The following is a 26,922-nucleotide window of genomic DNA, read 5'->3' as shown; positions in this document are numbered from 1 at the left end:
CTCATGGCCCGGCTCGATCATCGCCCCTTTTCCTGGCGCGATGATCCGGGCGTGCCCGACATTCCAGACGATCGCACGGTCCTTGTGGTGGATGGCGACTGCGCGTTGTGCTCCTGGGGCGCGCGCACCATCGCGCGCGCCGATCCGGGCGACAGCTTCCGCATCACGCCGATGCAGTCCGATGCCGGGCGCGCGCTGATGGCCCATTTCGGGCTCGACCCGCACGATCCGTGCAGCTGGCTCGCGCTCGTGGACGGGTGCGCGCTGACCGGTTCGGACGCGGTGATCGAGGTCGGCCGGCGCCTGCGCGGCGGCTGGCCGGTGCTGGCCCGCGCCGCGGGCTGGCTGCCCCGGCCTTTACGCGAGTGGGCCTATCGCCTCGTCGCGAGAAATCGCAGGCGCTGGTTCGGGCGCGGCGATCTGTGCGGCGTGGACGAACCGGAACTGCAGGCGCGCCTGTTCTAGCCTCGTCCCCAGCGCGCCGCGCGTCCGCGCCCGTCGATATGGACGAAGGGGCCGTGCACCGCGTTCGCGCCGTAGGCCCCGATGCCGCCGGCGGGAATCGCGTCGCTGCCGGTGAACAGCTCGCTCGCGAAGTCGTACAGGAATTCCGCGTCGGCCCTCGTGACGCGTCCGTCCCCGTTGATGTCGTCCATCACGTTGTTTTCCGGGTCGACGTCGACGAAGACGTCGGCGGCGTCACCGTACATGTGGCGCGAAAGCCGGGCCGACCCGATCGCCGTGTTGTAGAAGGGCGTGCGAAAGCCGCTCATCACGAAGAAGCTGTCGGCCCCGGTGCGGTTTTCCTGCTGCAGCTCGCCGATCAGGGCCTCGATGCGCACCAGCATCGGGTCGGTGACGAGCACGAATTTCGGCCAGTGGCCGGGCTGCTGCTTGCAGATGAACTGGCCGATCGTAAAGTTCGGCGAGACCGGCGTGGACAACGCCTCGGCATCGGCGAGGCGGATCAGCCCCTCGGGCGTGTTCCTGGGATAGGTCCCGATTCGATAGCCCTCGAGCACGGTTTCGCCGTCGTCCAGGGGGGTGAGCACGAAGACCGAGAGAACCTGGCGGCGGCCTTCGGTGTCGAAGGCGACCAGTTCATGGGCGCCGGCCTCCGCGGGGGCGGTCCAGCTGTGTTCGGCGGCAAGCCCGCTCACCACCGCACCGTCGAGCGCGAGGGCGAAGTCGGCCTCGTGGGAAATCTCCAGCGTCTCGCCGGGCATCACCGTTTCGTGCCACAGGCCATAGGGTGCGGCCTTGCCTGCGGTCTCGACCTTCAGCCAGGTCTCGCCCGCGGGGACGGCATCGCCGAAGCCGGCCGCGATCGTCTCGAGATCGGGCGCGGCTCCCGCGTCCTGCGATCGGTTCGTCCCGGCCGGATCGGCTTCGCCCGCCCGGGCCTCCGGCTCGCTGTCGGGAGCCGCGGGGGCGGCCTGGCGCGGCGCGTCCGCACAGGTGGCCAGGCCGAGCGTGGCGACCGCCAGGCTGGCGAGAATCGGATGATGTGTCATTGGGCACCGCCTTCGCGTGTCTCTTCGGAGAGGGCGACCGGCCGGGCTTCCAGGGCCGCGATGGTCTCGGCGTCCCAGCCATAGATGTCGGGATGCAGCCGCGCATTGCCGTCCGGGCCGGCCTCCGCAGTGAAATAGACGGTATAGATCGCGACCGGCTCGCCGAGTTCGAGGCGCTGGAGCTCCTCACCGGCCACGGCCTCGCGCACCTCCTGCGGCGTCAGCTCGGGATCGTGGGAGGCGATCCAGTCGCTCATCTCCAGCGGCTTCTCGATGCGCACGCAGCCCGAGGAGAAGGAGCGCAGGTTCTCCGCGAACAGGTGCTGGGCCGGCGTGCCGTGCAGATAGATGGAATAGCGGTTGGGAAAGATGAACTTGAGTTCCCCGAGCGCGTTCTCCTCGCCGGACTCCTGGACGAGGCGGTACTCCTCCTCCACGTCCGCCGCGCTCCAGTCGATATCGCCGGCCGGAACCCTGGCGCCGGAATCGCGGTCGAGCACGAAATAGTCGTGACTCTCGATATAGTCGGGATTGGCGCGGATATCGTCGAGCTTGTCGCGTTCCAGGATGCTCTCGGGCACGTACCAGCGCGGATTGGCCACGAGATACTCGATGGACTCGAACACGATCGGCGTCTTGCGGCTGGCAAGCCCGACGATCGCCTTCATCTCCACCGCGATCTCGCCGTTCTCGTAGGCCCGCGCGCGATAGGCGGGGATGTTCACGCGGATATGGCGTTCGGGAAAGCGCGCGGGCGCCCAGCGCCAGCGCTCGAGATTGGCGTCGATGCGGGCGATCAGGTCCTGCGGCGTGGCGTTGAGCGCGTCCAGCGTGCGCGGGCCGAGAATGCCGTCCTGCTTCAGGCCCCGGTCGGCCTGGAATTGCTTCAGCACCTCGGAGAGCGCCTCGGTGAACAGCGTGTCGTCCGGTTCCTCGCGCGTCTCCTCGCCGGCGTCGGCCTCCACCGTGCGCATCGGCGGCGCGGGCACCTCATAGCCTTCCTCGGCGAGGCGGGTGCGAAGATCGGTGATGACGGGCTCGCGCTCGCCGGCCTCCACGAGCGTTCCCGGCGGCTCGAGCCGGGTCCAGCCGCCTTCGCCGGCATGGTCCGCATAGTGCGCGCGCAGCTCCGTCAGGCGCGCGAACTCGGCATGGCCGGGGTCGAGTTCGGAATGGTCGAGCCGGCCTTCGCCTGCCCGGGCGAGCCACAGCCCGAGGCGTTCCGGGCTGGTCTTGTCCGCGAGCGGGTCGGCGACGTTTTCCGGTTCGGTGGCGCCGTTGATGCGCGCATCGGCATAGGCCAGGAAGGCCGCGGTGAGCACGAGGTCGGCCTCGCCCGCGCGCCGGGCCTGCTGCGCGCCGATGTGCTGTACCTGATCGGAAACCGCCTGTCGCAGGCCGGGAGCGATCGAGAGCCCGACCGCCTCGGCGTCGTCGAACGCGGAGAGCAGGCGCCGGGCGCCCTCGCGCGTCCAGATCGGGTCGAACACGCGCAGCGCATAGGCGCGGCGCGCCGCGACGCGCGTGCCGTCGCTGACGCCGGACAGGCGGTTCTGAAGCGCACCGGCGAGGATCGCCTCCTGGATGACATGGGCGGTGCTGCCTGGCGCGATCAGGCCGGGCTCGCCCCGTTCCTCGCCCTGGACCCGGGGTTCGAGCCGTTCGATCGGGGGCTCGCCCCGGGCTGCGGCGGCCAGAAGGAGGGCCGCGCCGGACAGGGCGAGCAGGTGGGACGGAAAGGTGGGCGGCATTGCCAGGACGCCTCGCGCACAGCTTCGAAATTGTACGGATTCAATAAGCTGGGCGCAGGGACGTTCCCGATCGGCTGCAGCCGGGATGCAGCGAGGGCCGGTCTATTCGTCGTGCTTGTCGAGCATCTTCTCCTCGACCTTCTTCAGGACGGTGAGGATGAAGAGCGCGATCGCGACGGCGGTGAGGGGCAGGGCGAAATAGCCCGCCCCGATCGAGATCCCGACCGCGCCGGCGAGCCACAGCGCGGCCGCCGTGGTCACGCCGTGAATGTCGGTCCCCGACCGGATGATCGAGCCGGCGGCGATGAAGGCGACCCCGGCGGTGACCGCTTCCACGACACGGATCGGATCCGCGCGCGCATTCTCTCCGGCCAGGTCGATGAAGGCGGCGATGTGCAGCGCGCCCATGGTCACCAGGCAGGAGGCGAGGCCGACCAGCATGTCGGTGCGCAACCCCGCATGGCGCTTGGGATCCTCGCGCTCGAAGCCGATCGCCGCGCCGGCGAGGGCGGCGAGGACCAGTCGGAACGCGCCCGCGACATAGGAGTCGGTGGGGCCGGGCTGAAACAGCGTCTCGAGCATGCATACCCTCCGTGGGAGGATAACCGCCCGCACGCCGTGCCCGTTCCCGCCGCGCCGGTCAGGCCGTGCCGAACACGCGCTGGAAGATCGTGTCGACGTGCTTCATGTGATAGCGCTCGTCGAACAGGGCCTCGATCTCGCCGTCCGACAGGCGCGCGGTGACGTCGCCGTCGGCCTTCAGCCGGTCTTTCAGATGGCCGCCTTCGTCCCAGGTGGCGAGCGCGTTGCGCTGCACCAGCCGGTAGGCGTCTTCCCGGCTGACTCCTTTTTGCGTCAGGGCGAGCAGGACGCGTTGGGAATTGTGCAGGCCGCCCTGCGCGTCGAGATTGGCCTTCATGGCCTCCTCGCGCACCACCAGCTTCTCGATCACCCCGGCCGCGCGGTGCAGGGCGAAATCGAGGTGGACCGTCGCGTCCGGCCCGATGCCGCGCTCGACGCTGGAATGGGAGATGTCGCGCTCGTGCCAGAGGGCGACGTTCTCCATGGCCGGAATGACCGCCGAGCGCACCAGGCGCGCAAGGCCGGTGAGGTTCTCGGTCAGGATCGGGTTCCTCTTGTGGGGCATGGCCGAGGAGCCCTTCTGCCCCTTGGAGAAATACTCCTCCGCCTCGCGCACTTCGCTGCGCTGGAGATGGCGGATTTCCACGGCGAGGTTCTCGATCGAGCTCGCGATCAGGCCGAGCACGGCGAAATAGTTCGCGTGGCGGTCGCGCGGGATGACCTGGCTGGAGACCGGCTCCGGCTTCAGGCCCAGCTTCTGCGCGACGTGCTCCTCCACGCGCGGATCGATATTGGCGAAGGTGCCGACCGCACCGGAGATGGCGCAGGTCGCGATCTCCTCCTTCGCGGCGAGCAGGCGCGTGCGGGCCCGTGCGAACTCGGCGTAGAAGCGGGCGAGCTTGATGCCGAAGGTGGTGGGCTCGGCATGGATGCCGTGGCTGCGCCCGATGCACACCGTCGTCTTGTGCTCCAGCGCGCGGGCCTTCAGCGCCGCGAGCAGGCGGTCGAGCCCCTCCAGCAGCAGGTCGGCGGCGTCGCGCATCTGCACCGCGAGGCAGGTGTCCAGCACGTCCGAACTCGTCAGGCCCTGGTGGACGAAGCGCGCCTCGTCCCCGACATGCTCGGCGAGATGGGTCAGGAAGGCGATGACGTCGTGCTTCACCTCGCGCTCGATCTCGTCGATGCGCGCGACGTCGAACTCGACGTCCTTGGCTTTCCAGACCGCCTCGGCCGCGCTTTGCGGCACCACGCCGAGCTCGGCGAGCTTGTCGGTGGCGTGGGCCTCGATCAGAAACCAGATCCGGTACTTGTTCTGAGGGCTCCAGATGGCTTCCATCTGGGGGCGGGTATAGCGCGGGATCATCGGCCTTCGGTCTCTTCGGTTTCGGGCGCGGGGTGCGCGGCGACCGCCTCGATGGCGACCAGCGCGCCCTCGCGGGGCAGGGCGGAGATGCCGGCAACGCTGCGCGCCGGCGCGTGCGGCTGGAGCCGCGTGCCGAACGTGCGCTGCCAGGCGCGGGTGAAGCCCTCCGTGTCGAGCCCGTCCTCGCCGGCCACGACGAGCACGCGAACGGAGACGAGGTCGGAATAGCCGAGCCCCTCGTCGATCAACACCTCTTCGAGCACCCTGAGCGCAGCCCCGGTCTGGCTCTCCACGTCGCCGGGGATGGTGCCGTCCTCGCCGGGCGGTGCGGTGACGGCGGACAGGAAGACGAGCCCTCCGGCCCGTGCGGCCGGGCGGAAGGCGCCGAGGCCGTCGCGGCGCACCTCGGGCGGCGCGGCGTAGCCGGCGTCTTCCGGGACGCTCCCGCCGGGCGTGACGTCGGGCGCACCGCAGGCGGCCAGCGCCAGGGCGCCGAAGGCGGCGGTCGCGAGATGACGCGTGAGGGACATGGGCGATTCTCGACGCACGAGGGGTGGCTTTCAAGCCGGCACAACGCCCCATCCGCTCGTCGAGGTCAAGGCTGGCCGGTCCGCACGAGCCTGCGCGGATCGGCGCCGCGCGGCCCGTCGCGATCGCGCCGGTCGGCCCGTCCCGCGGCGAGGAAAAGCACCGCGCCGAGCACGTAGAAAGCGGTGCCCCAGATCAGCGCCATCCGCAGCGCCTCACCGGCACCGAGGGCCGGGGTGAGCCAGCTCGACAGCGCCCCGATCACGAGCGGACCGAGCCCGAAGCCGATGAGATTGTTGAAGAAGGCGATCAGCGCGGCGACCGAGGCGCGGATCTCCGGGCGCGAGAGATTCTGCGCCGCCGCGAGCGTCGGGCCGAGCCAGACATAGCTCAGCGCGGTCGGAAGGACGAGCAGGGCGATCGTCGCCCCGGCGCCGGGGACCCAGAGCGCGGCGAAGAAGAGCGGCGCGGCGGCGAGCTGGGCGATGCCCGGCACGAAGCCGTAGGCGCCGCGCAGCTTCGGTGCGAGCCGGTCGGCGAGCCAGCCGCCGGCGACCGAACCGGCCATGCCGAACAGGAAGACCGGCGCCAGCGCCACGCCGACATCTTCCAGCGCCATCGCCTGACTGCGCTGCAGGAAGGTGGGAATCCACTGATACAGTCCGTAGCCGGCGAACGAGGTGCAGGCGGCCGCCGCGGCGAAGAAGCGCAGGCTCGGCGTCGCCGCGAGATGGCGCAGGGCCGCGACGAGCCCGGCTTCGGCACCGGGAACCGGGGCTGCCGCCTCGTCGAGCCGGCCGCGCGCGGGCTCGCGAACGGTCAGCACCAGCAGGGCCGCGAGCGCGAGGCCGGGAAGCCCGAGCACCGCGAAGGCCCAGCGCCAGGAGGTCGCGTCCGCGATCGTCGCCCCGAGCAGCGTGCCGGCCATCAGCCCGAGCGGGGCGCCGAGCGAGAACACGCCGATCGCGAAGCCGCGCCGGTGCTGGCCGAAGAAGTCGGAGATGACCGAGTAGGAGGGCGCGACACCGCCGGCTTCCCCGGCCGCGACGCCGATCCGCGCCAGCGCGAGGTGGAGGAAGCTCTGGGCGAGGCCGGTCAGCGCGGTGAACCCGCTCCACACCGCACAGGCCGCCGCGATCAGGCGCACCCGGTTCGCCCGGTCGGCATACCAGGCGAAGGGCAGGCCGAGCACGGCGTAGAAGGCCGCGAACATCGTCCCGCCGAGCAGGCCGAGCTGCCAGTCGGCGAGGCCGATATCCAGCCGGATACGCTCCTGCAGCACCGCGAAGAGCTGGCGGTCCATGAAGTTGACCGAATAGACCAGCAGCAGCACGCCGAGCACGTACCAGGACACGGCGCGTTTCGGGCCAGCCGCCGGGGCGGCGCCGGATTCGGTCATCGCAGGGCTCGTCGTCCAGGGGTGTCAGCCAGCCACGAAGCCTGACGCGCTTCGGCGGCGCGGGCCAGCGCCCTGCAGCTGAAAATCTAACTCGTGAGGATGGAAGCGAGATCGAGCGGGGCGTGCCGGTCGAGGCGCTTCGAGCGGTCGGGCAGGGGATATTTCAGCCCCGTGCCGCAGTTGAACAGCACCACGCGCGCGTCGCGCTCGAGCCGGCCGTCGGCGACCGCCTTCTCGGCGGCTGCGAGCGTCGCCGCGCCCTCCGGACACAGCAGCAGGCCGTCCTTCGTGCCCGCCAGCGTCCGCGCGCGCTCGATGTCGCCATCCTCCACCGCGATCGCGAAGCCGCCCGATTCGCGCACCGCATTCAGGATCAGGAAGTCGCCGATGGCCTTGGGGACCCGGATGCCGGCGGCGAGGGTGCGGGCGTCCATCCATTCCTCGGCATGCGTGTTGCCCGCCTCGTAGGCCTTGACGATGGGGGCGCACCCCGCTGCCTGCACGGCGACCATCTTCGGGCGCTTCGCCCCGATCCAGCCGAGCTTCTCCATCTCGTCGAAGGCCTTCCACATGCCGATGAGGCCGGTGCCCCCGCCGGTGGGGTAGAAGATCGCGTCGGGCAGCTCCCAGTCCAGCTGGTAGGCCAGCTCGATGCCCATCGTCTTCTTGCCCTCGATCCGGTAGGGCTCCTTCAGCGTGGAGACGTCGAACCAGCCCGCCTTCTCCTTCAGCTCGCCCACCAGCTTGCCGCAATGGTGGATGAGACCGTTGACGCGGAAGACATGACCGCCCTGGGCCGCGATCTCGCGCACATTCACGTCCGGCGTGTCCTCCGGGCAGAAGCTCCAGGTCTCCATGCCCGCCCTCGCGCCATAGGCCGACAGTGCCGCGCCTGCGTTCCCGTTCGTGGGCATCGCCATCTTGGTGATGCCGAAGCCCTTGGCCATCGCCACCGCCATGCCGAGCCCGCGCGCCTTGAAGCTGCCGGTGGGAAGCCGGCCCTCCTCCTTCGACAGGAGCGGCCCCTTCAGCCCGATCGCCTTCGCGCTTTCGGGAAGAAGCACCAGCGGGGTATCCATCTCGCCCAGGCTCACCACGTCCTCGTCGCGCCGGACCGGCAGCAGCTCGCGCCAGCGCCAGAAGCCGGGCTGGGTGATCGCGCGGCGCGCGGCGACCGCGTCCCGGTCCACCTCGCCCTTCATCCTTTCGAGATCGTAGCGCACCAGCAGCGGCCAGCCGGCCGGCGAGAGATTGTGCACGCGGTCCGCCTCGGCACGCTCGCCCGTCATCGAGCATTCCAGATGGGTGACGTAGGTCTTCGGGCTGGACATCGGTGCCTCCTGTCGGGAACGCGCGGGCCGCGATTGCGATTGTGCCGCTATTAAGCAGGAGGCGGCTCATGGCGAAAGTGCTCGGTGTCGGCGGCGTGTACTTCCGGTGCTGCGACCCTCAGGAGACGCTCGCCTGGTACAAGGTCGTGCTCGGCATCGAGCTGAACGGATCGGGAAGCCTCGATTTTCCCCACCGCGAGAGCGTGATGGAGCACGGTGCGGGCGCGCGCACCGTGGTCGCGCCCCTGCGCGGGGACAACCGGTATTTCTCGCCCTCCTCCAAGGCCTTCATGCTGAACTTCATCGTCGACGATCTCGACGCCATGATCGCGCGCATCGAGAAGGCCGGCGTCCCGCTCGCCGGCGAGCCCGTGCGCTACGCCCAGGGCCGCTTCGCCTGGGTGATGGACCCGAACGGGCTGAAGATCGAGCTGTGGGAGCCGGTGGAGGGGTAGGCCGGCTTCACGCGATCAGCCGGATTTCCTCACTTCATGCCGGGCTTTCGCAAAACGGCGCGAGTTCGGCTTCAATGGGCTCAAGGAGTTGATCGCGGAAGGGGCTTTTACCGCTGTCTTCGCGGGGGCCGCGACTGGTCACGATCGCAAGCGTCAGATCGCATTCGAGATAATCCATCAGATAGGCGTTATCTCCCCAATCCATATATCCTCTCAGCGAGAGTGCTCGGCCGAGACCGGGACGTTCGACAAGAAAACCGCCATAGGTGGCTCGCCCTATGCTCAGTTCCGCCCGCGGCTCGATGAGTTCACCGTGCGTGGCACCCAACACCGCCTCCGACTCGATGGCATGCTGAAGCTGAAGCAGGCCCTGAGCGCTTATGAGGAGCCCTGAAGCGCCAAGCATGCCATAGTTTCGCCGGAGCAATGCCGGGGGCGGCTCGATTAGGGCTCGTGCGAATGCGGTCGGATCGGAGTGATCAACCTGCCCCCAGAACCCTGCGTCCACGCAGGCCGGATCGAGCACTTCGAGTTGCGCCGCTCCCTCATAGGAGGTCCGGTATATCCGCTCGACCAGAATGCCGAGCAGGTCGTAACCATCGTTGGAGTAGCGAAATTCTCCAGCGCGCGACGCGGCTTCGGGGTTCGCATCGAGTATACCGCTCAAGGCCAACGCGTTGTCGTCGTAATTCTCCGCAATATAGCTGCTCGCATATCCCGCCGTGTGGGCCAGAATCTGCGCATAGGTCTGCGGGATGGCCTCGACGTCGCCGATCGATGTGCCGGCGGGATCGCCCAAGTCGATAAGGCCCTCTTCCGAAGCTTTGAGAATCAAGACGGCCGTCAGATATTTCGTGATCGAGGAAACCTGAAAATGGGTTTCGTGGGTGACCGGAATCTCGCTGGCGAGATCAGCATGGCCAGCAGCGCCAAGATAGATGATCTGGTCGCCGTCCAGCACGGCCACCTGACCGGCAAAGCCCTCTTCCGCCTTCGCCTCCAGGATCGGATCTATGTGCGCCCGTAGGTCTGCGTCGAGCGATACCGTGAGCGTTGGGCAAACGCGCGACGAAGGTGCAGTGGATGAGCGCGCCGGCTCACTTTCGGCGCAGGCTGCGGTGAGGCAGAGGCAGGCTATCGCCCCGATGATGCGCACCTTGTCGGCTCCGTGGAGTTAGGGTCCTCTCTCTTGTTAGGTTTAGCCTCCTTGCCTGTGTCCAGCTTGAACGTTCTTGCACCCGGTCATGTGAGCGAGCGCCGAAGCGAGGTCGGCGTGGCGCCCGTGATCGCGCGAAGCGTCCGGCAGAGATGGCTTTGATCGGCAAACCCCGAAATTGCGGCGATCGCCGCAATATTCATGTCCGTCTCAGCTATCAGGCTGAGCGCATGCTGTGCCATCGCTTCCTTGCGGTATTGGGACGGCGCGACACCATAATTCCGCTTGAACGCCCGCGTCAGGGTCCAGGGTAGCAGACGCTCTGACCGGGCGAGGGCTCTTAAGGTCCCCGGATTGGTTTGCCATAGCGCGCTCGCAATTCGCGAGAGCGCACTTTCATCCTCATCCTCGGCCAAGGACAGGGTCGGCCGCTCCTTGATCAGCTCGTCGCCGCTGCAATCTCCGTTGCGCACCGCCCGAAGCAAAGCTTCGCTCACTTGTCCTCGTCGAGCCTTCCATCCGTGCCTTGCCAGATGGGCGCTGACCGCGTTGCGGGAGAGTGGCAGAGCCACATAATGGACGGTGTCATCGCCGATCCCGTCGTGAGCGTAATATGCCGGACGTATCAGAAAGTCGCCCGCCCTGAAACGGCCGGACTCCCGGAAGGAGCGCTCACGGTATTCACCACGCAGAAAGACGATCAGCCGGGCATCAGCGTGCCGATGTAAAATTTGCTGGAGCATCCTGCCGGGCCTCGGTTCCCCAACCGCTTCCGTCACACTACAACAACCCCAGCGCCTTGAAGCTCGCCGTCTTGTCGCGTCCGACGACGAGATGGTCGTGGATGACGATGTCGAAGGGCTTGGCGGCCTCCTTCAGGCGCTTGGTCATCTCGATGTCGGCGCTCGACGGGGTCGGATCGCCGCTGGGGTGGTTGTGCACCAGGATCAGTGCCGAGGCGTCGAGAGCCAGGGCCCGCTTGACGATCTCGCGCGGATAGACCGGGGCGTGATCGACCGTGCCGCGGGCCTGGAATTCGTCGGCGATGAGCCGGTTCTTCTTGTCCAGGAACAGCACCCGGAATTCCTCGGTGGAGGCGTGCTGCAGCGCCGTGCGGCAATAGTCCAGGAGCGCCGACCAGGAGGCGATGACCGGCCGGCCGGTGACCTGCTCGCGCGCGATGCGGACCGAGGCGGCGTGCAGGAGTTTGAGGTCGAGCGCGACCTTCTCGGAGATGCCCTCCACCTCTGTGAGCTGGGCCGGGTCGGCGTTCACCACCCGCCCGAGATCGCCGAAACGCGCGATCAGCGCCTTGGCGAGCGGCTTCACGTCGCGCCGCGGGATCGAGCGGAACAGGAAAAGCTCCAGCAGCTCGTAATCGGCGAGCGCGCTGCCGCCCGCCTCGGCGAAGCGCGCACGAAGGCGGTCGCGGTGTCCGTGGAAATGGGGTTCGTCCGGTCCGGGGGCGGTCACACGTGTCTCATTCGTCTGAAAGATACGATACTTTCTATACTTACGCGAAAGTTTGCAAACACATTCAAGCTGTAATAATTTGCTATAAAACTATAGATAGTTTTCGGGGAGGCATTTATGGGTCGGAGTTGTCGAGAGATCCACGAGTGGATCGAGGAGGAAGTCGAAAAGCCGATTGAAGAGTGGGAGGAACGTCAGGAGCAGCGCTGCCGCGAGGAGAAGTGCAAGTGGTGGATGCTCTGCCTGAACAAGCTGATCTGCTGGTTCGTGACCATTCTGGTCAAGGTTGTGCGATGGGTCACGGTGACCGTCGGGAAATGGGTGGTTCGCGTCGTTTGCGAAACGGTCAATTTCGTACTCGATGTCGCGGGCTGGATCATCAATCTCGTCTTGGCCATTCCGATCATTGGCGGCATCATCCGGGCGATCTGGAACTGGCTGATCGAGATCGTCTGGCGGATCGTGGGCGTTCTCGACTTCGTCGCGAGTCTTGCCGGACTCCGGCCGCGCAAGAAGATGTACTTCGGCGTGATCATTCCGGTAGTGAACGGAACGCCGGTCGCGACGCCGGCGCAGATTCAGCCGCAGGTGGACTACGCGATCCGGGCCTACGATACGCTGTGCAATATCGACCTTCGTTTCACCGGCTATTGCACATCGCGTGTGCCGGCACCGCGGGCCGCACTCAATGTTCAATGCGGCGCAGGCGGATTCTTCAACGATCTCTGGCTTGCTGGCTCCTATTTCCAGCTCGCGATCAACATGTGCCGCTTCAAGAGCAATTGGCGGCGCGTCCTGGGTTATGGCGGGGAGATATTCGCTTTCGTCATTCCAGACGTCCTGCCCAATTCGCCTTCCAACACCGTTGGCTGCTCGATGGCGGGCACGCAGGACTATATCGTCATCGAGCCGACATCGGGCCAGGACACGATCGCGCACGAGATCGGCCATGCCTGTCTTCTTGGACATAATGGCGGTGCGACGAACCTGATGTTCTCGTCCGGACCGAGCGGCGGCCCAACGCTGACGAACTGGCAGATTTCCGTGGTGCGATCGAGCCGCCACTGCACCTATCTCTAGATTCCGGGAGACAACCCTCATGGCGCGCAAACCTGAAGCCGAGCCGCATACCCCTGAACACCCGCACCATCACGACCACGGCAAGGACGAGGTCTGCGGTTCGCCCGGACCGTGGTTCAGCTTTTCCCTGACAGCCGGACTCGCCGCGGTGGTCGCACTGGTCGCCTACGTCGTTTGGCGGATTTTGTGACGGTACTCACGATCGAGACGCGCGGCGATCTGGTGCGGCTCAAGGCGGCATCGCCGTCCAGCTTCGACGCCATCCGCCTCGCGCACCCCGAGCTGCTCCGATTCGAGGGCCGCTTGAATGCCGCCTATTTCGCCTGCGGTTGCACCACGGCGCGTGCCCTGGCCTTGCTTGCATTCCTCGTCGGCGGAGGAGCGGTTCTCGCCGGACTGTCCGGCATGGGGGTCGAGGGGATACGGCTGTGGGGCGGAGCGTTCATCGCCGCTCTGGCGGGATTTCTCGTGGGCGGCCTGGCCGGCGAGCGCATGGGACGCTTCGGCGCGCGGCTCCAGCTTGAGAAACTGCTCGGCGAACTCGATGTCGAACTTGCCCGATTCGACAGGGGCGCTCAGGCCCAGGGCGGGCAGTCATAGCCCTTGGGCGACTTGGTGAAGATCTCCACCCCGTCCTCGGTCACGCCCACCGTGTGCTCGAACTGGGCCGAGAGCGACTTGTCGCGGGTCACGGCGGTCCAGCCGTCGGCGAGCACCTTCACGGTGGGCTTTCCGGCATTGAGCATCGGTTCGATGGTGAAGAACATGCCCGGCTCCAGGCGCTCGCCGGTGCCGCGCTCGCCGAAGTGCAGCACGTTGGGCGCGTCGTGGAACAGCCGTCCGATGCCGTGGCCGCAGAAATCGCGCACCACCCCGGTGCGCTGGGCTTCCGCGTATTCCTGGATCGCCGCGCCGATATCGCCGAACGTGTTGCCCGGTTTCACCTGGGCGATGCCGCGCATCAGGGCCTCGTAGGTCACCTCGATCAGGCGCTCGGCCTTGCGCCGGATTTCCCCGACCGGGAACATGCGGCTGGTATCGCCGTGCCATCCGTCCTTGATGCAGGTGACGTCGATATTGACGATGTCGCCTTCCTTCAGCGGCTTGTCGTTCGGGATGCCGTGGCACACGACGTGATTGATCGAGGTGCACGAGCTCTTGGTGTAACCGCGATAGAAGAGCGTCGCCGGCACCGCGCCCTGGGCGAGGAAGAAGTTGCGCACCCGGTCGTCGATCTCCTGGGTGGTCACGCCCGGCTGCACGAAGCCGACGAGATCGTCGAGCGCGGAGGCCGCGATGAATCCCGCCTTGCGCATCCCCTCGAAGCCTTCCGGCCCGTGGCGCTTGATGCGTCCGTCGCGGCTGACGGTTTCGGTCTCGAGATTGGCGTCGCTCACCGCTCGCTCTCCTTCTTCTGACCCCCATATAGCCGCGTCCGGCCGGGAATGAAACGGCGCCGGCGCGAACCGGTTTCAGCCCGGCCGGCGCGCTCGCGGGGGAGCGGCATCTCCTGTGCCGCTTCCGGCCGGGTCCGCCTGCGGACCGCGCCCGCGAGCCGGCGCTCTCACGCGGGCCCGGCAAACGCCTCCGCCGCCGCGGCGAGATCGGGCGCGGGCCGGGCGTAATGGGCCGCGAAGACGCCCGTCATGCGCGCCGGCCTGCCGGTGGAGAGCTGGAAGCAGACGAGCCGGGTCTGCGCGCGGAAGATGGTCGCCCCGTCCGCGATGCGGCGGAACTGGTACCAGCGCTCGGCCCGCAGGCGCCCGTCCGAACGCGCGATCCACACCGCGCAGGCGATCTCGTCCGCCTCGCGCCCGTGGCCGAGATAGTCCGCCTCGGTGCGCACGATCGCCATGCCGCGGTCGGCGTCGAGGCAGTCCTGCACGCTGTAGCCGTCCGCGGCCCAGTGCGCCCAGGCCGTCTCGTCGGCCCAGCGCAGATAGGCCGCGTTGTTGGCGTGGCCGAACGCGTCGATATCGCCGGCGCTCACCGTGAGGGTCCGGATGAAGGGGCGGGGCAGGTCCCAGCCGGGATCGTCTTGGGCGAGGGGCAGGGTGAATTCTCCCGTCGGGCTTTGCCTTCGGCGCGTGGCGCGGGCATATCTCCAGCCCAACAGCCATATGCGAGGAGCCCGCCATGGGACAAGACCAGGTCACCGCCGGCATCGTCGTGATCGGCGACGAGATCCTGTCCGGGCGCACCCGCGACGCGAACGTCCAGCAGATCGCGCAATTCCTCGCCCCGCTCGGCGTCACCGTGCGCGAGGTGCGCATCGTGGCCGACGAGGAGGACGCCATCGTCGAGGCGGTCGACGCGCTGCGCGCACGCTGCAGCTATGTCTTCACCACCGGCGGGATCGGGCCGACCCATGACGACATCACCGCGGACGCGGTCGCGAAGGCCTTCGGGCGCGGGATCTCCATCCGGGCCGACGCGCGCGCGATCCTCGAGGCGTGGTACGCGAAGGCGAAGACCGAGCTGACGCCGGCGCGCCTGAAGATGGCGCGCATCCCCGAGGGCGCGCGCCTCATCGAGAACCCCGTCACCGGCGCGCCGGGCTTCCAGATCGAGAACGTCTTCGTGCTCGCCGGCGTGCCCCAGATCGTGCGCGGCATGCTGGAGGACATCGCCCCCCGCATCGAGGGCGGGGCGGTGACCCGCAGCATCTCGGTCCGGCTCGAGGGCGTGCGCGAGGGCGACATCGCCGCACGCCTGTCCGAAATCCAGCAGGCCCACCCCCGGACCTCCATCGGTTCCTATCCCTGGTTCGAGGAAGACGAGCAGGGCGGTTTCCGCCGCGGCATCGTTCTCGTCGCGCGCGGCACCGACGAGGCGGCGCTGGAACGCGTCGGGCGCGAGCTGGAGACGCTCGCCCCCTGATCGCCCCATTTCCGGCATGGTGACGCCGCAAGCCCCGCGCAGCGTGGCCCTCGCAAGGGACGCGAGAGCCAAGGGACAGATCATGGTGACCACTTCGAAGACGTACTGGCTGTGCGCCGCCTCGATGGGCGTGCTGCTCGTGATGACCGCCTGCGCACGGACGGTACAGGACGAGGGCGATGGCCGCGCGGACCTCGCGCGCGAGCGCGAGGCCGCCGAACCGGTGCCTCACGCGCCGACGCCGCCGCCGCCCCCGTCGGCCCTCGAGGCCTACAGCCTCGTCGCGACCGGCGCGCGCATGGCGGCCGAGCCGATGATCATGCCCCAGCCCATGCCCGGCGATATCGACCGCGAGCGCTACGAGGACGTCGACGCCAACCCCGTCGTGGTGACGCAGGAGGAGCCGGTCTCCACCTTCTCCATCGATGTCGACACGGCGAGCTATGCCGTCGCGCGGCGCTATCTGCGGGACGGCGTTCTGCCGCCGCGCGACGCGATCCGGCCCGAGGAGATCATCAATTATGTCGGCGCGTTGAAATCATTGGGTTTTTCAGATCGTTTGCCATTTGGCGATTGATCGAGCCGCATGAAACCTAGCGCCGTCTGCACACTGTAAAAACGCCCGTTCCGGCATTGTTCGGGGCGGGCGTTCTCATTCCGTGCTGGTGCGGTCAGAGTGCAGTCATCATTCAAGATCAATTAGTCCTGGAACCACTTCCCCCGCCACGCTCTCTCGGACGAGATTGACGAGCCCACGGGGGAGGGGGATAGGCCGTTGGAGGATGCGTCGGCCAATTAGGGCGCACCCTTGGACTAAGGGATGATCCTAGAGATGGTTCTTAGAGAACCCTCTTCGAGAACCACCCCCACCAATAACCTCTCATCCTAAGGATCATCCTAGGGAGGGTATGTCGGAGGGGGAGGGCGGAGCATTGTCGCTGCGCCTCAGCGAGCATCCCGGATTTTTCACCGCAGTCATCCGAAGAGGCATTCTCTAGGCCGCCCCGTCTCAATTCCCCCATGGGGTGGGGTCGGCCCTGTAGGGGGAGGGGCAGGTGCGCTCCAGTCCGGTCTCTTCCCGGCCCAGGAGGTTATGGGCCAGCGCCGTTCGTGACCTGCCTAGGGCGTCCCACCCGAGCCCCGCTCTACGGCCCAGCCCATGCTCTGAGAGCCTTCTCGTCCACGTCATCAACCCGAGCCCGCCCGGTCCTCGCCGAGGCGGGCTTTTCGCGTTCAAGAGGGAGTACCCATGCAGACTGAGTTCCTGTTCAACATCAACGACACCTTCGCGCTGTTGAAGGACCCGCTCCAGTTCATCGTCGCGAAGCCCCGGACGGGGCGCAAGGCGAGCTGGATACTGGTGAGCTTCATCCGGGAGGGCCGCGAGAGCCTGCTGCGGGACCTGCGCCGCCGAGGCATCCTGCCCACGCCTGAGGCGCTCGACCGGATCGAGCGAGATGTCCCGTCCAGAAGTGAGCTGCTGGTGGGGAGCAAGGATCGACAGCCGCTGCCCTCTAGAAGGCCCATAGAGGCATGGGCGAGCGCCGTTCGGATGTCGGCATAGGGTTCGGTAGCGGGGTGCCCTGATCGGCGCTGGCCCACGCTCATTTCGCGAGTGCTGGGAGGGCGATCAGCTGGCGGTTCCGGAGAGAGTGGCGAGGGGAGCGGGACGCGCCAATTAGGGCGCACCCTTGGTCCCGGGGTTGGTTCTCTAGGCTGTTCTTGGGACCTCCCCGAAGAGCCAGCCCCCGCCTCCTCCCAACACCCCGAGGGAGCCCTTAGGCGGCTGCCATCTCTCGCTTGATCCGCTGGACGCTCGACCGGCTGATCCCGAGGCGTTCGGCCACCGCCAGCTCTGTCAGCCCTTCGGACAGCAGCTTGCGCACCTCAGGGGCCTTGCGCCGGGCGGTGGGGGCGCGGCCCTTGTACTTCCCTGCGGCCTTCGCCTTGGCGATCCCCTCTCGCTGCCTCTCCAGCATGATCTCTCGCTCGAACTCGGCGACAGACCCGAGGATGCCGAGCATCAGCTTGCCGGTGGCGCTGGAGGTGTCGAGGTCCATGGCGAGGATGCGCAGGGCCGCACCCTTGGCCTTCACCCGCTCGACGATCTCCATGAGGTCCCGGATGGAGCGGGCGAGGCGATCAAGCCGCGTGACGAGCAGGGTGTCGCCCTCGCGGATGAACTCCAGCGCCGCCTCAAGCTGGTCGCGCTGGGCGACTGAGGAGACCTGCTCCGCGAACACCTTGTCCGCTCCGGCTGCTCTCAGCTCACGCTCCTGCGCCTCCACGCGCCTCGTGCGTGAGTGGACCGAGGTCATGGAAGAGGCGGGGCTGTCGGCCTCGACGATCCAGCGCCGCATCTCGACCCTATCGACCGCGCTGGAGATCGCCTGCGAGGACGAGAAGCTCGACAGCGTGCCGAAGCTCCCGTACCCGACGCGGAAGAAGGACAAGGCCCCGGTCTACATCAAGACCGAGGAGGAGGAGGACCGCCTCCGCGCGGAGCTGCTCTCGCTGGACCGTCCGACCAACCCGACGAACAACGGCGGCCACCCGTGGCTCCCCGGGACCGGCACTGTGCTGGCTCTGGTGGCGGACATCCTGCTCCAGACCGGGATGCGCGTTTCCGAGCTGATCCTCGCCCGCAAGGCTGACCTCGTGGGCAACACGCTCGTCCTGAACCAGCAGAAGTCCGGCTCGCCGGGCTCTGTCCCACTCAACGCCGACGCCCGGGAGTACCTCAAGCGCCTCTGGGATCACCCCACGTGGTGGCGGGTGGTGAAGGGCACCTTGGACGAGCGCGGGAATGTCGTCGACGAGGAGCGCCGCCGCGCCTACAAGTGGATCGAGTACCGCTTCCGCCCCGCCGCCAAGCGGGCCGGGCTCGGCGACATCACGCTCCACAAGCTGCGCCACACGGCGGCCTCGCGCATGATCATGCGGGGCGTGCCGATCTACGAGGTGCAGAAGGTCCTGCGTCACTCGTCGACCGAGGTGACCCAGATTTACGCGCACCTGAGCGCTGACCACCTACAGGACGCCGTTGCGACCCTCTCCCGGCGCAAGCCCGGGGAGGCCAAGGAGAGCAACGTCGTGGAGCTGCGCCGGAACACGGCGTAACACACCGGGAACACGTCCAGCACACATTGTGCAAAGTGTGCAGAGTGTGCTGGCGTTTTCCATCTAGTTTCAAATCCTTAGGTCAACCTGACCACATCATCAATTATTTCGACTACGCCTATCCGCTGCCGCGAAGCGAACGGGATCCGTTCGCCGCGCACGTCACCGTGATGCCCAATCCGTGGAATGACGCGACGCAGCTCATGCACATCGGCATCCAGGGCTACGATATCGCGCGTGCCGAGCGCCCCCGCGCGAATCTGGTCTTCCTGATCGACGTCTCCGGCTCGATGAACTCCCCCGACAAGCTGCCGCTCGCGATCCAGGGCCTCAGGATGCTGCTCGGCGAGCTCGATCCCGACGACACGATCGGCATCGTGGTCTATGCCGGCGCGGCCGGCACGGTGCTCGAGCCCACGCCCGTCTCCGAACGCGCGCGCATCGAGGCGGCGCTCGACCGGCTGAGCGCGGGCGGCTCGACCGCGGGTGGGGAGGGGCTGCGCCAGGCCTATGCGCTGGCCGAGCAGAATTTCGACGAGGCGGCGGTCAACCGCGTCATGCTGCTGACCGACGGCGACTTCATTCGGTGACCGCGATCTACGAGATCGTTGCGCCGGACAGCCCGGCCCGGATGGTGGAACCGCTGCGCTATGAAGCCCGGCCGCAAGCTGCCGATCCGTCGGGGGAATACGCCTTCGTGCGCCTCCGCTACAAGCGCCCCGGCGAGGCGGAGAGCCGCCTGATCGAGACCCCGGTGACGCAGGCCGACGCGGTCTCGCGCTTCGAGGACGCCGATGGCGAGGTGCGCTTCGCCGTGGCCGCCGCGGCCTATGCCCAACTGCTGCGCGGCGATCCCTATCTGAACGATTTCGGCTTCTCCGATGCGGCCGCGATCGCCAACGGCGCGCGCGGCGAGGACCCGTTCGGGCTCCGGGGCGAGTTCGTCCAGCTGGCAAGGCTCGCCGAGACCGCCGCGGCGCAGGAGCGGCTCGGGTCCTCGGGCCGGGGCGAGTAGCGCTGCAGCACGGGCTCGCCAACCGCTTGTTCGCGGGCCCGCGCCATCCTACCCTCTTGCTCCAGTCTCATCGACCGGAGGCGGGCGGCCGCGTGCCGGCCTCCTCCGCCCGCGTTCAGATCACAGGATTGTTCCGATGGCCCATGCCTACGACCCCCGCCTCATCCGCAACGACGACGAGGACGAGGACAAGGAGAATCCCGATGCGCTGAAGGCCGCGCCGGACTTTCTCGGCAAGGCGCTGTTCGACAGCCGCACCATCCTCATCACCGGCTCGATCAACGACAAGGCGGCCCGCTCGGTCTGCGCCCAGCTGCTGGCCATGGCCGGCAAGAGCGACGAGCCGATCCTGATGGTGATCTCCAGCCCCGGCGGCCATGTCGAGAGCGGCGACATGATCCACGACATGATGAAGTTCATCAAACCGCGCGTGATCACGCTCGGCTCCGGCTGGGTGGCGAGCGCGGGCGCGCTCATCTATGTCGGCGCCGAGAAGGGCGACCGCTACGCGCTGCCCAACACCCGCTTCCTGCTGCACCAGCCCTCCGGCGGCGCCGGCGGGATGGCCAGCGACATCGAGATCCAGGTGCGCGAGATGCAGATCATGCGCCAGCGCCTGAACCAGATCTTCTCCGACGCCACCGGCCAGCCGCTGGAACGCATCGAGAAGGACACCGACCGCGATTTCTGGCTCTCGGCCAAGGACGCGATCGAGTACGGCCTCTGCGACAAGATCGTCACCAGCGTCGACGAGATCAAGAAATAGTCCGACCCCTGCCTCAAGGGACGCGAGCGGCGGGCCGGTCTTTCAAAAGACCGGCCCGTCTGCTTTATGGATACGCCTCCGGGACGCGCGCGGGCGTGGCGGAATTGGTAGACGCACCGGACTTAAAATCCGTTGGAGGGCAACCTCCGTGCCGGTTCGACTCCGGCCGCCCGCACCAGCCTTCTCTTGCGTTACGCAGGAGAAGCCGGCCTCGCCGGCGCCGACAGGGCGAAGGCGGGCTGAACCTCCCGCGAACTTCGGCAAGCTGAGCCTGGGCCTCTCGATCTGCAACCCATCTTCCCCCCGCGCTTGCCTCGCGCGCCGATCGGCGGCACAACGGAAGGGCTTGGCGATGCGGGCGTAGTTCAATGGTAGAACGGCAGCCTTCCAAGCTGCATATGTCGGTTCGATTCCGATCGCCCGCTCCAGCCTTCGCTCGCTTCGCGAGCTTCGGCTAGGCAAACCGGCACATTTCATTCGAGCGAAGCCCGTCTCGCCGAAGCCTTGGCGGAGGCGGGCTGTTCGATCCCCTGAATTGATTGAAGGCGGAGGATGCCCGGCAGGGGCTTCGCTCGCCGCGCGAGCTTCGGCCGGACGGGCCCGGCTTCCCCGCTCACGGTTTCAGCACCGCCGCGCCGGACAGCCGGCCCTCCCGCAGATCCTCGAGCGCCTGGTTGGCCTCTTCGAGCGCATAGGTCCTGGTGCGCGGCTCGATGCCGATCTCGGCAGCGAGGGGGAGGAAGTCCAGACCATCCTGCCGGGTGAGGTTGGCCACCGAGACGAGGCGGCGCTCGCCCCACAGGATCGAGTAGGGAAATTGCGGGATCGGGCTCATGTGGATGCCGGCGCATACCACGGTGCCGCCCTTGGCGACGGCGCGCAGGGCGGCGGGCACGAGATCGCCGACCGGCGCGAAGAGGATCGCCGCGTCGAGTTCCTCGTCCGGGGCGGTGTCCGAGCCGCCGGCCCACACGCAGCCGAGCTCGCGGGCGAAGTCCTGCGCGGCCTCGTCGCCTGGACGGGTGAAGGCGTAGACCTTCTGACCCCGGGCGATCGCGACCTGGCTCATCAGGTGGGCGGCCGCGCCGAAGCCGTACACGCCGAGGCGGCGCACATGGTCCGGCTCGCCGGCCATGCGCCAGGCGCGATGGCCGATCAGCCCCGCGCACAGCAGCGGCGCGGCGGCCTCGTCCGAGAACGAGTCGGGGATCGGGAAACAGTAGCGCGCGTCGGCGATCGCCGTGTCCGCGAAGCCCCCGGGCCGGGTCCAGCCGGTGAACTGGGCGTTGTCGCAGAGATTCTCCCGGCCCGAGCGGCAATAGCGGCACGCCCCGCACGTCCAGCCGAGCCAGGGCACGCCGAGCCGGTCGCCGACGGCGATGTCCTCGACACCCTCGCCGATCGCATCGACCCGGCCGACGATCTCGTGGCCGGGAATCACGGGCGAGCGGTGCTGTTCCAGATCGCCGTCCACCACGTGCAGGTCGGTGCGGCAGACGCCGCAGGCGGCCACCCGCAGGCGCACCTCGCCGCGGCCCGGCTCGGGATCGTCGCGCTGGCGCAGCCGCAGCGCCTGACCCGGTTCGTCGAGTTCCATTGCGCGCATGGACGTGTCTCCGAGAGTGGCTACTTCGCGCGCCGGAGGCCGGCGCGCGGGCGAACCGCGCATACCTCTTGCCATTGACGCGTACGGACGCTATCCCGCGCGCTCAGTTTTCGCGGTGCGGTCTCGCGCCGTTCTAACGTTCCATCCCATCATGAAGGTTCGAGCGAGATGGCTAAGGAAAAGTTTGCACGCACGAAGCCGCACGTGAACATCGGCACGATCGGTCACGTTGACCACGGCAAGACGACGCTGACGGCGGCGATCACGAAGTATTTCGGCGAGTTCCGGGCGTATGACCAGATCGACGGTGCGCCTGAGGAGAAGGCGCGCGGGATCACGATCTCGACGGCGCACGTGGAGTACGAGACGGAGAACCGTCACTACGCGCACGTGGACTGCCCGGGCCACGCGGACTACGTGAAGAACATGATCACGGGCGCGGCTCAGATGGACGGGGCGATCCTTGTCGTGAACGCGGCGGACGGTCCGATGCCGCAGACGCGCGAGCACATTCTTCTGGCGCGCCAGGTCGGCGTTCCGGCCCTGGTGGTGTTCCTGAACAAGGTGGACCAGGTCGACGATCCGGAGCTTCTGGAGCTGGTGGAGATGGAAGTGCGCGAGCTTCTGTCCTCCTACGACTTCCCGGGCGACGACATTCCGATCGTTGCCGGCTCTGCGCTGGCGGCGATGGAAGGGCGCGACAACGAGATCGGCGAGGACAAGATCCGCGAGCTGATGGCGGCTGTGGACGAGTACATCCCGACGCCGGAGCGTCCCAAGGACCAGGCCTTCCTGATGCCGATCGAGGACGTGTTCTCGATCTCGGGCCGGGGCACGGTCGTGACGGGCCGCATCGAGCGCGGCATCGTGAAGGTTGGCGACGAGATCGAGATCGTGGGCATCCGCGACACGGTGAAGACGACGTGCACGGGCGTTGAGATGTTCCGCAAGCTGCTCGACCAGGGCGAGGCGGGCGACAATGTGGGCATCCTGCTGCGCGGCATCGACCGTGAGGGCGTTGAGCGCGGCCAGGTTCTGGCCAAGCCGGGCTCGATCACCCCGCACAAGAAGTTCGAGGCGGAGGCCTACATCCTGACGAAGGAAGAGGGCGGGCGTCACACGCCGTTCTTCTCCAACTACCGTCCGCAGTTCTACTTCCGCACGACCGACGTGACCGGTGTTGTGACCCTGAAAGAGGGCACCGAGATGGTGATGCCGGGCGACAATGTGGAGATCAATGTCGAGCTGATCACCCCGATCGCGATGGAAGAGAAGCTGCGCTTCGCCATCCGCGAGGGCGGGCGCACGGTCGGCGCGGGCGTGGTGTCGAAGATCCTCGAGTAGTCTTCGAGCCCCCGCCTTACCGGCGAGACGAATCAGGGCCGCCCGGCAACCGGGCGGCCCTTTTTCGTGGCGCGTACACCCTCACGCTCCAGGTCCGGGACGGGGGCGATCTGAATCAGAAAGTAATCGAACGAACACCTTATCTTCCATAAAGTAATCGAACGACCACCAATATTGAGATCGGAAAATCAATCTAGGTGAGCAAGGCGCAGCATATTTGTCACACGCCTGTCTCATTGTTTGATTTCACTGGGGCGAAGGGTTTGCCTCCCAGTAATCGTGGCGATACCGTCCGACTCGGAATGGCCCGCCTGTCGGGTCCGATTTCCGTGTGCACAACACAAAGCCTGCATAGATGGGGAGACACATCACCATGCAACCGAAGAATTTGAAGGCCTGGGCGATGGCGTCCACGCTCCTGACCGGTCTGGGGCTTTCCGCTCCGGCCTGGGCCCAGGAGCCTCTGGAAGAGCCGGCCGCCCCGACCCGTGACGAAGCCAGCGACATCCGCGATCAGGAAGACGTCGTTGTCGTGACCGGTACGCGTATCCGTTCGGCGAACCTCGTCGCGGTCAGCCCGGTCACCCAGATCGACGCCCAGGAGATCGCCGATCGCGGCATCCTGCGTGTCGAAGACATGATCAACACCCTGCCGCAGGCCTTCGCCGCCCAGGGTTCCAACATCTCCAACGGCGCCTCGGGTACCGCCACCGTGAACCTTCGCGGTCTCGGCTCGGTGCGCACCCTGGTGCTGCAGAACGGCCGTCGTCTGCCCTTCGGTTCGCCGATCGCCGGCGCCCAGGCCGCCGACCTCAACCAGGTCCCGGCGCAGCTCATCGAGCGCGTCGAAGTCCTGACCGGCGGCGCCTCGGCGGTGTACGGTTCGGACGCGATTTCCGGCGTCGTCAACTTCATCATGGTCGATGACTTCGAGGGTCTCGAGCTCGACGCCCAGTACAGCTTCTACCAGCACCACAACGACCACTCGATCCAGTCGCTGATCGAGGAGTTCAACGCGGCCAACCCGGACCAGTTCAAGCTGCCGGACGAGAACGTGGTGGACGGCGAGGCGACCCAGCTGTCCGCGATCCTCGGTGTGAACACGCCGGACGGGCGCGGCAACGCGACGGCCTACGTCACCTATCGTGAAGTGAACCCGGTCTACCAGGCCAACCGCGACTACTCCGCGTGCGCGCTCGGCACCCGCAACAGCGGCACCGAGTTCACCTGCTCGGGTTCGTCGACCAACGCGGTGGCGAACTTCCTGAACCTCGGCCCGACCCGTCCGGGGACCGGCCTGTGGTTCCGGACGAACGGTTCGGAGTTCATTCCGCGGAACTTCACCACGGACACGTTCAACTTCAACCCGTTCAACTTCTACCAGCGTCCGGACGAGCGTTACACGTTCGGCACGTTCGCCCACTACGAGTTCAACCGTCACTTCGACGTCTATACCGAACTCGGCTTCACCGACACGGTCACCAATGCCCAGATCGCCCCGTCGGGCATCTTCGGCGGCGGCGTGGCGGGCCAGTCGGGCGGCATCCGCTGCTCGAACCCGTTCCTGACCGCGCAGCAGGTCGACTTCCTGTGCACGCAGAACGGCCTGTCCGGTGACGATGTCGCCGAAGGCGTGCTGATCCTGCGCCGCAACGTGGAAGGCGGCCCGCGTCAGAGCCACATCCAGAACACCACCTATCGCGGTGTGGTGGGCACGCGTGGCGCGTTCTTCGACACCGGCTTCGACTACGATGTCTTCGGCTCCTACGCCAAGGTCACGTATGCGAACGAGTACGAGAACGAGCTGTCGATCCGGAAGTCCTCGCTGGCCCTCGACGCTGCGCGCGACGTGAACGGCAACATCGTCTGCCGCGTCAACGCGGACGCCGATCCGGCCAACGACGCGCCGGGCTGCGTGCCGTACAACATCTTCTCCGGTACGCCCTCGGCTGCGGCGCTGAACTACATCACCTCGCCGCTGCAGGAGCAGGGCACTACGACCCAGCAGGTGATCTCCGGCTCGATCTTCGGTGACCTGGCCCGCTACGGGATCCAGTCGCCGGCCGCCGACACCCCGGTGGGGATCGCGCTCGGTGCCGAATACCGCCGCGACACCCTCGACCGGAACCCGGACGAGGCCTACCAGTCCGGCGACGGCTTCGGTCAGGGCGGCCCGACGAACCCGGTTTCCGGTTCGACGGACGTCTGGGAACTCTTCGGCGAGGTCCAGGTGCCGCTGGTCGAGAACCGTCCCGGCATCGAGTTCCTGAACTTCGAGGGCGCCTATCGCTTCTCGGAGTACTCGACGGGCGTGTCGACCGACACCTACAAGGCAGGCCTTGAGTGGGGTCCGACGGCAGATCTGCGCGTGAGGGCCAGCTACCAGCGTGCGGTGCGTGCGCCGAACGTGGTCGAGCTGTTCTCGCCGACCGGCATCGGCCTGTTCGACCTGTCGCAGAACGCCAATGGCCTCTACGATCCGTGCGCGGGCACCACGCCTGCGGCGAGCCAGGCGGCCTGCGCGAACACCGGCGTGACCCCGGCCCTGTACGGCAACATCGCCGACAACCCGGCCGGTCAGTTCAACGCCCTGTTCGGCGGCAACCCGGATCTCGGGCCGGAGACGTCGGACACGATCACCTTCGGTGCCGTGTTCACGCCGTCGGCGCTGCCCGGCTTCACGCTGTCGATCGACTACTTCGACATCGTCGTCGAGGACGCGATCTCGACGGTCCCGCCGTCCCAGGCGCTGGCTCAGTGTCTCGCGACCGGCGCTGCGGAGTTCTGCTCGCTGATCAATCGCGGCAATGGCGGAACGCTGTGGGCCAACCCGACCGGCTTCGTGGTTGCCACGAACCAGAACATCGGGGAGCTCTCGACCCGCGGCGTCGACGTGGTGGCGAGCTACACCTTCGATCTCGACAACATGGCCGCCGGCACCGGCGAGCTGAATGTCGAGCTCGTCGGCACGTATCTCGACCAGCTCGAGACGGTGTCCTTCCCGGGCGCCACGCCGTTCGACTGCGTCGGCTTCTACGGATCGCAGTGCGGCACCCCGAACCCGGAATGGCGCCACAAGCTGCGCACGACCTGGGTCACCCCGTGGGATGTCGACGTGACGGGTACCTGGCGCTACTTCGGTGAAGTCGACATCTTCGGTGGCGGCGCTGCCGTCCACGAGACGCTCGACTCGCAGAACTGGTTCGACATCTCGGCGAACTGGCATGCCCGCGAAGGCACCAGCGTGCGCTTCGGCGTGAACAACGTGCTCGACGAAGCCCCGCCGCTCTCGGCGTCCGTCGGGGCCGGCTTCGGCAACGGCAACACCTATCCGCAGGTGTACGATGCCCTTGGCCGGTACGTGTTCTTCGGCATCACGCAAGGCTTCTAAGAGAAGTCATCACGATCAGACCAACTGCGGCGGCGGGTCCTCGGACCCGCCGCTTTTCTTTTGCCTGCCGACCGGGACAAACCGTGCCCGGAACGCTGAAGCATAATTGTCACACAGCGGTGATCAAATGCGCACCTTACGGAGGTGATCGATTGAACAGGGCTGCCG

28 protein-coding genes and 2 tRNA genes are annotated in these 26,922 nt (G+C 67.3%); 16 read left to right on the top strand and 14 right to left on the bottom strand.

The genetic code is table 11. From position 1 onward, the window contains the following. The first annotated feature begins 3 nt into the window (after positions 1-3). On the top strand, positions 4-465 hold the full coding sequence (locus tag JW792_RS06820; RefSeq protein ID WP_135996445.1) for a thiol-disulfide oxidoreductase DCC family protein: 462 nt from the start codon (positions 4-6) through the stop codon (positions 463-465). Here the strand turns inward: JW792_RS06820 and JW792_RS06815 are convergent. The 7 genes from JW792_RS06815 to JW792_RS06785 all read right to left on the bottom strand — a co-directional run bounded on the left by JW792_RS06815 (position 462) and on the right by JW792_RS06785 (position 8,468). Beyond that, entirely contained in the window at positions 462-1,514 is a 1,053-nt protein-coding gene (locus JW792_RS06815; protein WP_135996446.1) for a D-Ala-D-Ala carboxypeptidase family metallohydrolase, read from the bottom strand. The two genes, JW792_RS06820 and JW792_RS06815, sit on opposite strands and share 4 nt — an antisense overlap. Beyond that, the gene (locus JW792_RS06810) at positions 1,511-3,265 is read right to left on the bottom strand and encodes a L,D-transpeptidase family protein (protein ID WP_135996447.1); all 1,755 of its coding nucleotides are present in this window, start codon (positions 3,263-3,265) and stop codon (positions 1,511-1,513) included. Before JW792_RS06810 ends, JW792_RS06815 begins: the two co-directional genes overlap by 4 nt. A gap of 102 nt (positions 3,266-3,367) precedes the next feature. Beyond that, positions 3,368-3,847, bottom strand: coding sequence for an MgtC/SapB family protein (locus tag JW792_RS06805; RefSeq protein ID WP_135996448.1), 480 nt, complete (start codon positions 3,845-3,847; stop codon positions 3,368-3,370). Positions 3,848-3,905: 58 nt separating this feature from the next. Next, entirely contained in the window at positions 3,906-5,210 is a 1,305-nt protein-coding gene (gene purB / locus JW792_RS06800) for an adenylosuccinate lyase (RefSeq protein WP_135996449.1), read from the bottom strand. Beyond that, positions 5,207-5,740: a RidA family protein gene (locus JW792_RS06795; RefSeq protein WP_135996450.1), complete on the bottom strand. Its 534-nt coding sequence runs from the start codon at positions 5,738-5,740 to the stop codon at positions 5,207-5,209. The genes purB and JW792_RS06795 overlap by 4 nt, the downstream gene beginning before the upstream one ends. A gap of 65 nt (positions 5,741-5,805) precedes the next feature. Then, positions 5,806-7,137 carry a spinster family MFS transporter gene (locus tag JW792_RS06790; protein WP_135996451.1) on the bottom strand — a complete coding sequence of 444 codons (1,332 nt, stop codon included), beginning with the start codon at positions 7,135-7,137 and terminating at the stop codon, positions 5,806-5,808. An 86-nt stretch (positions 7,138-7,223) separates the two neighbouring features. Then, positions 7,224-8,468 (bottom strand): threonine synthase, encoded by a 1,245-nt coding sequence (locus JW792_RS06785; protein ID WP_135996452.1) that lies wholly within the window; start codon positions 8,466-8,468, stop codon positions 7,224-7,226. Positions 8,469-8,536: 68 nt separating this feature from the next. Between JW792_RS06785 and JW792_RS06780 the strand changes: the two genes are divergently transcribed. Then, a complete protein-coding gene (locus JW792_RS06780) occupies positions 8,537-8,923 on the top strand; it encodes a VOC family protein (protein WP_135996453.1) in 387 nt (128 codons plus the stop codon). A gap of 34 nt (positions 8,924-8,957) precedes the next feature. On the opposite strand, the gene JW792_RS06775 is transcribed toward JW792_RS06780, so the two are convergent. The 3 genes from JW792_RS06775 to radC form a co-directional block, all read right to left on the bottom strand. Then, the gene (locus JW792_RS06775; RefSeq protein WP_135996454.1) at positions 8,958-10,079 is read right to left on the bottom strand and encodes a serine hydrolase domain-containing protein; all 1,122 of its coding nucleotides are present in this window, start codon (positions 10,077-10,079) and stop codon (positions 8,958-8,960) included. Between the two features lie 86 nt (positions 10,080-10,165). Next, the gene (locus JW792_RS06770; protein ID WP_135996455.1) at positions 10,166-10,822 is read right to left on the bottom strand and encodes a helix-turn-helix transcriptional regulator; all 657 of its coding nucleotides are present in this window, start codon (positions 10,820-10,822) and stop codon (positions 10,166-10,168) included. Between the two features lie 37 nt (positions 10,823-10,859). After that, positions 10,860-11,552, bottom strand: coding sequence for a RadC family protein (radC, locus tag JW792_RS06765; protein WP_206340926.1), 693 nt, complete (start codon positions 11,550-11,552; stop codon positions 10,860-10,862). A 117-nt stretch (positions 11,553-11,669) separates the two neighbouring features. On the opposite strand from radC, the gene JW792_RS06760 reads away from it, so the two are divergent. Genes JW792_RS06760 through JW792_RS06750 form a run of 3 tightly spaced genes read left to right on the top strand, consistent with a single transcriptional unit; the run spans position 11,670 to position 13,232 of the window. After that, positions 11,670-12,632, top strand: a complete 963-nt coding sequence (locus JW792_RS06760; RefSeq protein WP_135996457.1) for a hypothetical protein — start codon at positions 11,670-11,672, stop codon at positions 12,630-12,632. 19 nt (positions 12,633-12,651) lie between these two features. Further along, the gene (locus JW792_RS06755; RefSeq protein ID WP_158291627.1) at positions 12,652-12,822 is read left to right on the top strand and encodes a hypothetical protein; all 171 of its coding nucleotides are present in this window, start codon (positions 12,652-12,654) and stop codon (positions 12,820-12,822) included. Then, positions 12,819-13,232: a hypothetical protein gene (locus JW792_RS06750; RefSeq protein ID WP_135996458.1), complete on the top strand. Its 414-nt coding sequence runs from the start codon at positions 12,819-12,821 to the stop codon at positions 13,230-13,232. Before JW792_RS06755 ends, JW792_RS06750 begins: the two co-directional genes overlap by 4 nt. On the opposite strand, the gene map is transcribed toward JW792_RS06750, so the two are convergent. Together map and JW792_RS06740 are read right to left on the bottom strand one after the other, a co-directional pair. Next, complete coding sequence (gene map, locus JW792_RS06745) at positions 13,208-14,029, bottom strand: type I methionyl aminopeptidase (protein WP_241095088.1); 822 nt, start codon at positions 14,027-14,029, stop codon at positions 13,208-13,210. The two genes, JW792_RS06750 and map, sit on opposite strands and share 25 nt — an antisense overlap. 167 nt (positions 14,030-14,196) lie before the next feature. After that, positions 14,197-14,745 (bottom strand): acyl-CoA thioesterase, encoded by a 549-nt coding sequence (locus JW792_RS06740; RefSeq protein WP_241095087.1) that lies wholly within the window; start codon positions 14,743-14,745, stop codon positions 14,197-14,199. Between the two features lie 23 nt (positions 14,746-14,768). On the opposite strand from JW792_RS06740, the gene JW792_RS06735 reads away from it, so the two are divergent. The 3 genes from JW792_RS06735 (at position 14,769) to JW792_RS06725 (ending at position 17,076) form a co-directional block, all read left to right on the top strand. Then, positions 14,769-15,512 (top strand): competence/damage-inducible protein A, encoded by a 744-nt coding sequence (locus JW792_RS06735; RefSeq protein ID WP_135996459.1) that lies wholly within the window; start codon positions 14,769-14,771, stop codon positions 15,510-15,512. Between the two features lie 82 nt (positions 15,513-15,594). Next, positions 15,595-16,089, top strand: coding sequence for a VWA domain-containing protein (locus JW792_RS06730; protein WP_206340925.1), 495 nt, complete (start codon positions 15,595-15,597; stop codon positions 16,087-16,089). A 672-nt stretch (positions 16,090-16,761) separates the two neighbouring features. Continuing rightward, complete coding sequence (locus tag JW792_RS06725; RefSeq protein ID WP_135996461.1) at positions 16,762-17,076, top strand: hypothetical protein; 315 nt, start codon at positions 16,762-16,764, stop codon at positions 17,074-17,076. 214 nt (positions 17,077-17,290) lie between these two features. Here JW792_RS06725 and JW792_RS06720 read toward each other — a convergent pair whose 3' ends face one another. After that, positions 17,291-17,872, bottom strand: a complete 582-nt coding sequence (locus tag JW792_RS06720) for a recombinase family protein (protein ID WP_206340924.1) — start codon at positions 17,870-17,872, stop codon at positions 17,291-17,293. On the opposite strand from JW792_RS06720, the gene JW792_RS06715 reads away from it, so the two are divergent. The 6 genes from JW792_RS06715 (at position 17,829) to JW792_RS06690 (ending at position 20,841) form a co-directional block, all read left to right on the top strand. Further along, positions 17,829-18,632: a tyrosine-type recombinase/integrase gene (locus tag JW792_RS06715; protein ID WP_135996462.1), complete on the top strand. Its 804-nt coding sequence runs from the start codon at positions 17,829-17,831 to the stop codon at positions 18,630-18,632. The two genes, JW792_RS06720 and JW792_RS06715, sit on opposite strands and share 44 nt — an antisense overlap. 44 nt (positions 18,633-18,676) lie before the next feature. Beyond that, positions 18,677-19,222: a vWA domain-containing protein gene (locus JW792_RS06710; RefSeq protein WP_158291628.1), complete on the top strand. Its 546-nt coding sequence runs from the start codon at positions 18,677-18,679 to the stop codon at positions 19,220-19,222. Next, positions 19,219-19,647, top strand: coding sequence for a YfbK domain-containing protein (locus JW792_RS06705; RefSeq protein ID WP_135996464.1), 429 nt, complete (start codon positions 19,219-19,221; stop codon positions 19,645-19,647). The genes JW792_RS06710 and JW792_RS06705 overlap by 4 nt, the downstream gene beginning before the upstream one ends. Before the next feature lie 136 nt (positions 19,648-19,783). Next, the gene (locus JW792_RS06700) at positions 19,784-20,413 is read left to right on the top strand and encodes an ATP-dependent Clp protease proteolytic subunit (protein ID WP_135996465.1); all 630 of its coding nucleotides are present in this window, start codon (positions 19,784-19,786) and stop codon (positions 20,411-20,413) included. An 89-nt stretch (positions 20,414-20,502) separates the two neighbouring features. Continuing rightward, a tRNA-Leu gene (locus JW792_RS06695) sits at positions 20,503-20,591 on the top strand. Positions 20,592-20,767: 176 nt separating this feature from the next. Continuing rightward, a tRNA-Gly gene (locus JW792_RS06690) sits at positions 20,768-20,841 on the top strand. A gap of 185 nt (positions 20,842-21,026) precedes the next feature. Here JW792_RS06690 and JW792_RS06685 read toward each other — a convergent pair. After that, positions 21,027-22,019: a zinc-dependent alcohol dehydrogenase family protein gene (locus JW792_RS06685; RefSeq protein WP_135996466.1), complete on the bottom strand. Its 993-nt coding sequence runs from the start codon at positions 22,017-22,019 to the stop codon at positions 21,027-21,029. Positions 22,020-22,187: 168 nt separating this feature from the next. Here JW792_RS06685 and tuf point away from each other — a divergent pair, with 168 nt between their 5' ends. Both tuf and JW792_RS06675 read left to right on the top strand, forming a co-directional pair. Then, positions 22,188-23,363, top strand: a complete 1,176-nt coding sequence (gene tuf / locus JW792_RS06680; protein ID WP_206340921.1) for an elongation factor Tu — start codon at positions 22,188-22,190, stop codon at positions 23,361-23,363. A gap of 373 nt (positions 23,364-23,736) precedes the next feature. Continuing rightward, positions 23,737-26,754 carry a TonB-dependent receptor plug domain-containing protein gene (locus JW792_RS06675; protein ID WP_206340923.1) on the top strand — a complete coding sequence of 1,006 codons (3,018 nt, stop codon included), beginning with the start codon at positions 23,737-23,739 and terminating at the stop codon, positions 26,752-26,754. Positions 26,755-26,922: the final 168 nt, after the last annotated feature.

This window comes from Marinicauda algicola, assembly GCF_017161425.1.
In the GTDB taxonomy this organism is placed as follows: domain Bacteria; phylum Pseudomonadota; class Alphaproteobacteria; order Caulobacterales; family Maricaulaceae; genus Marinicauda; species Marinicauda algicola.
The sequence above is the reverse complement of the archived record's forward strand: the minus strand, read 5'-3'. Positions and strand labels throughout refer to the sequence as shown.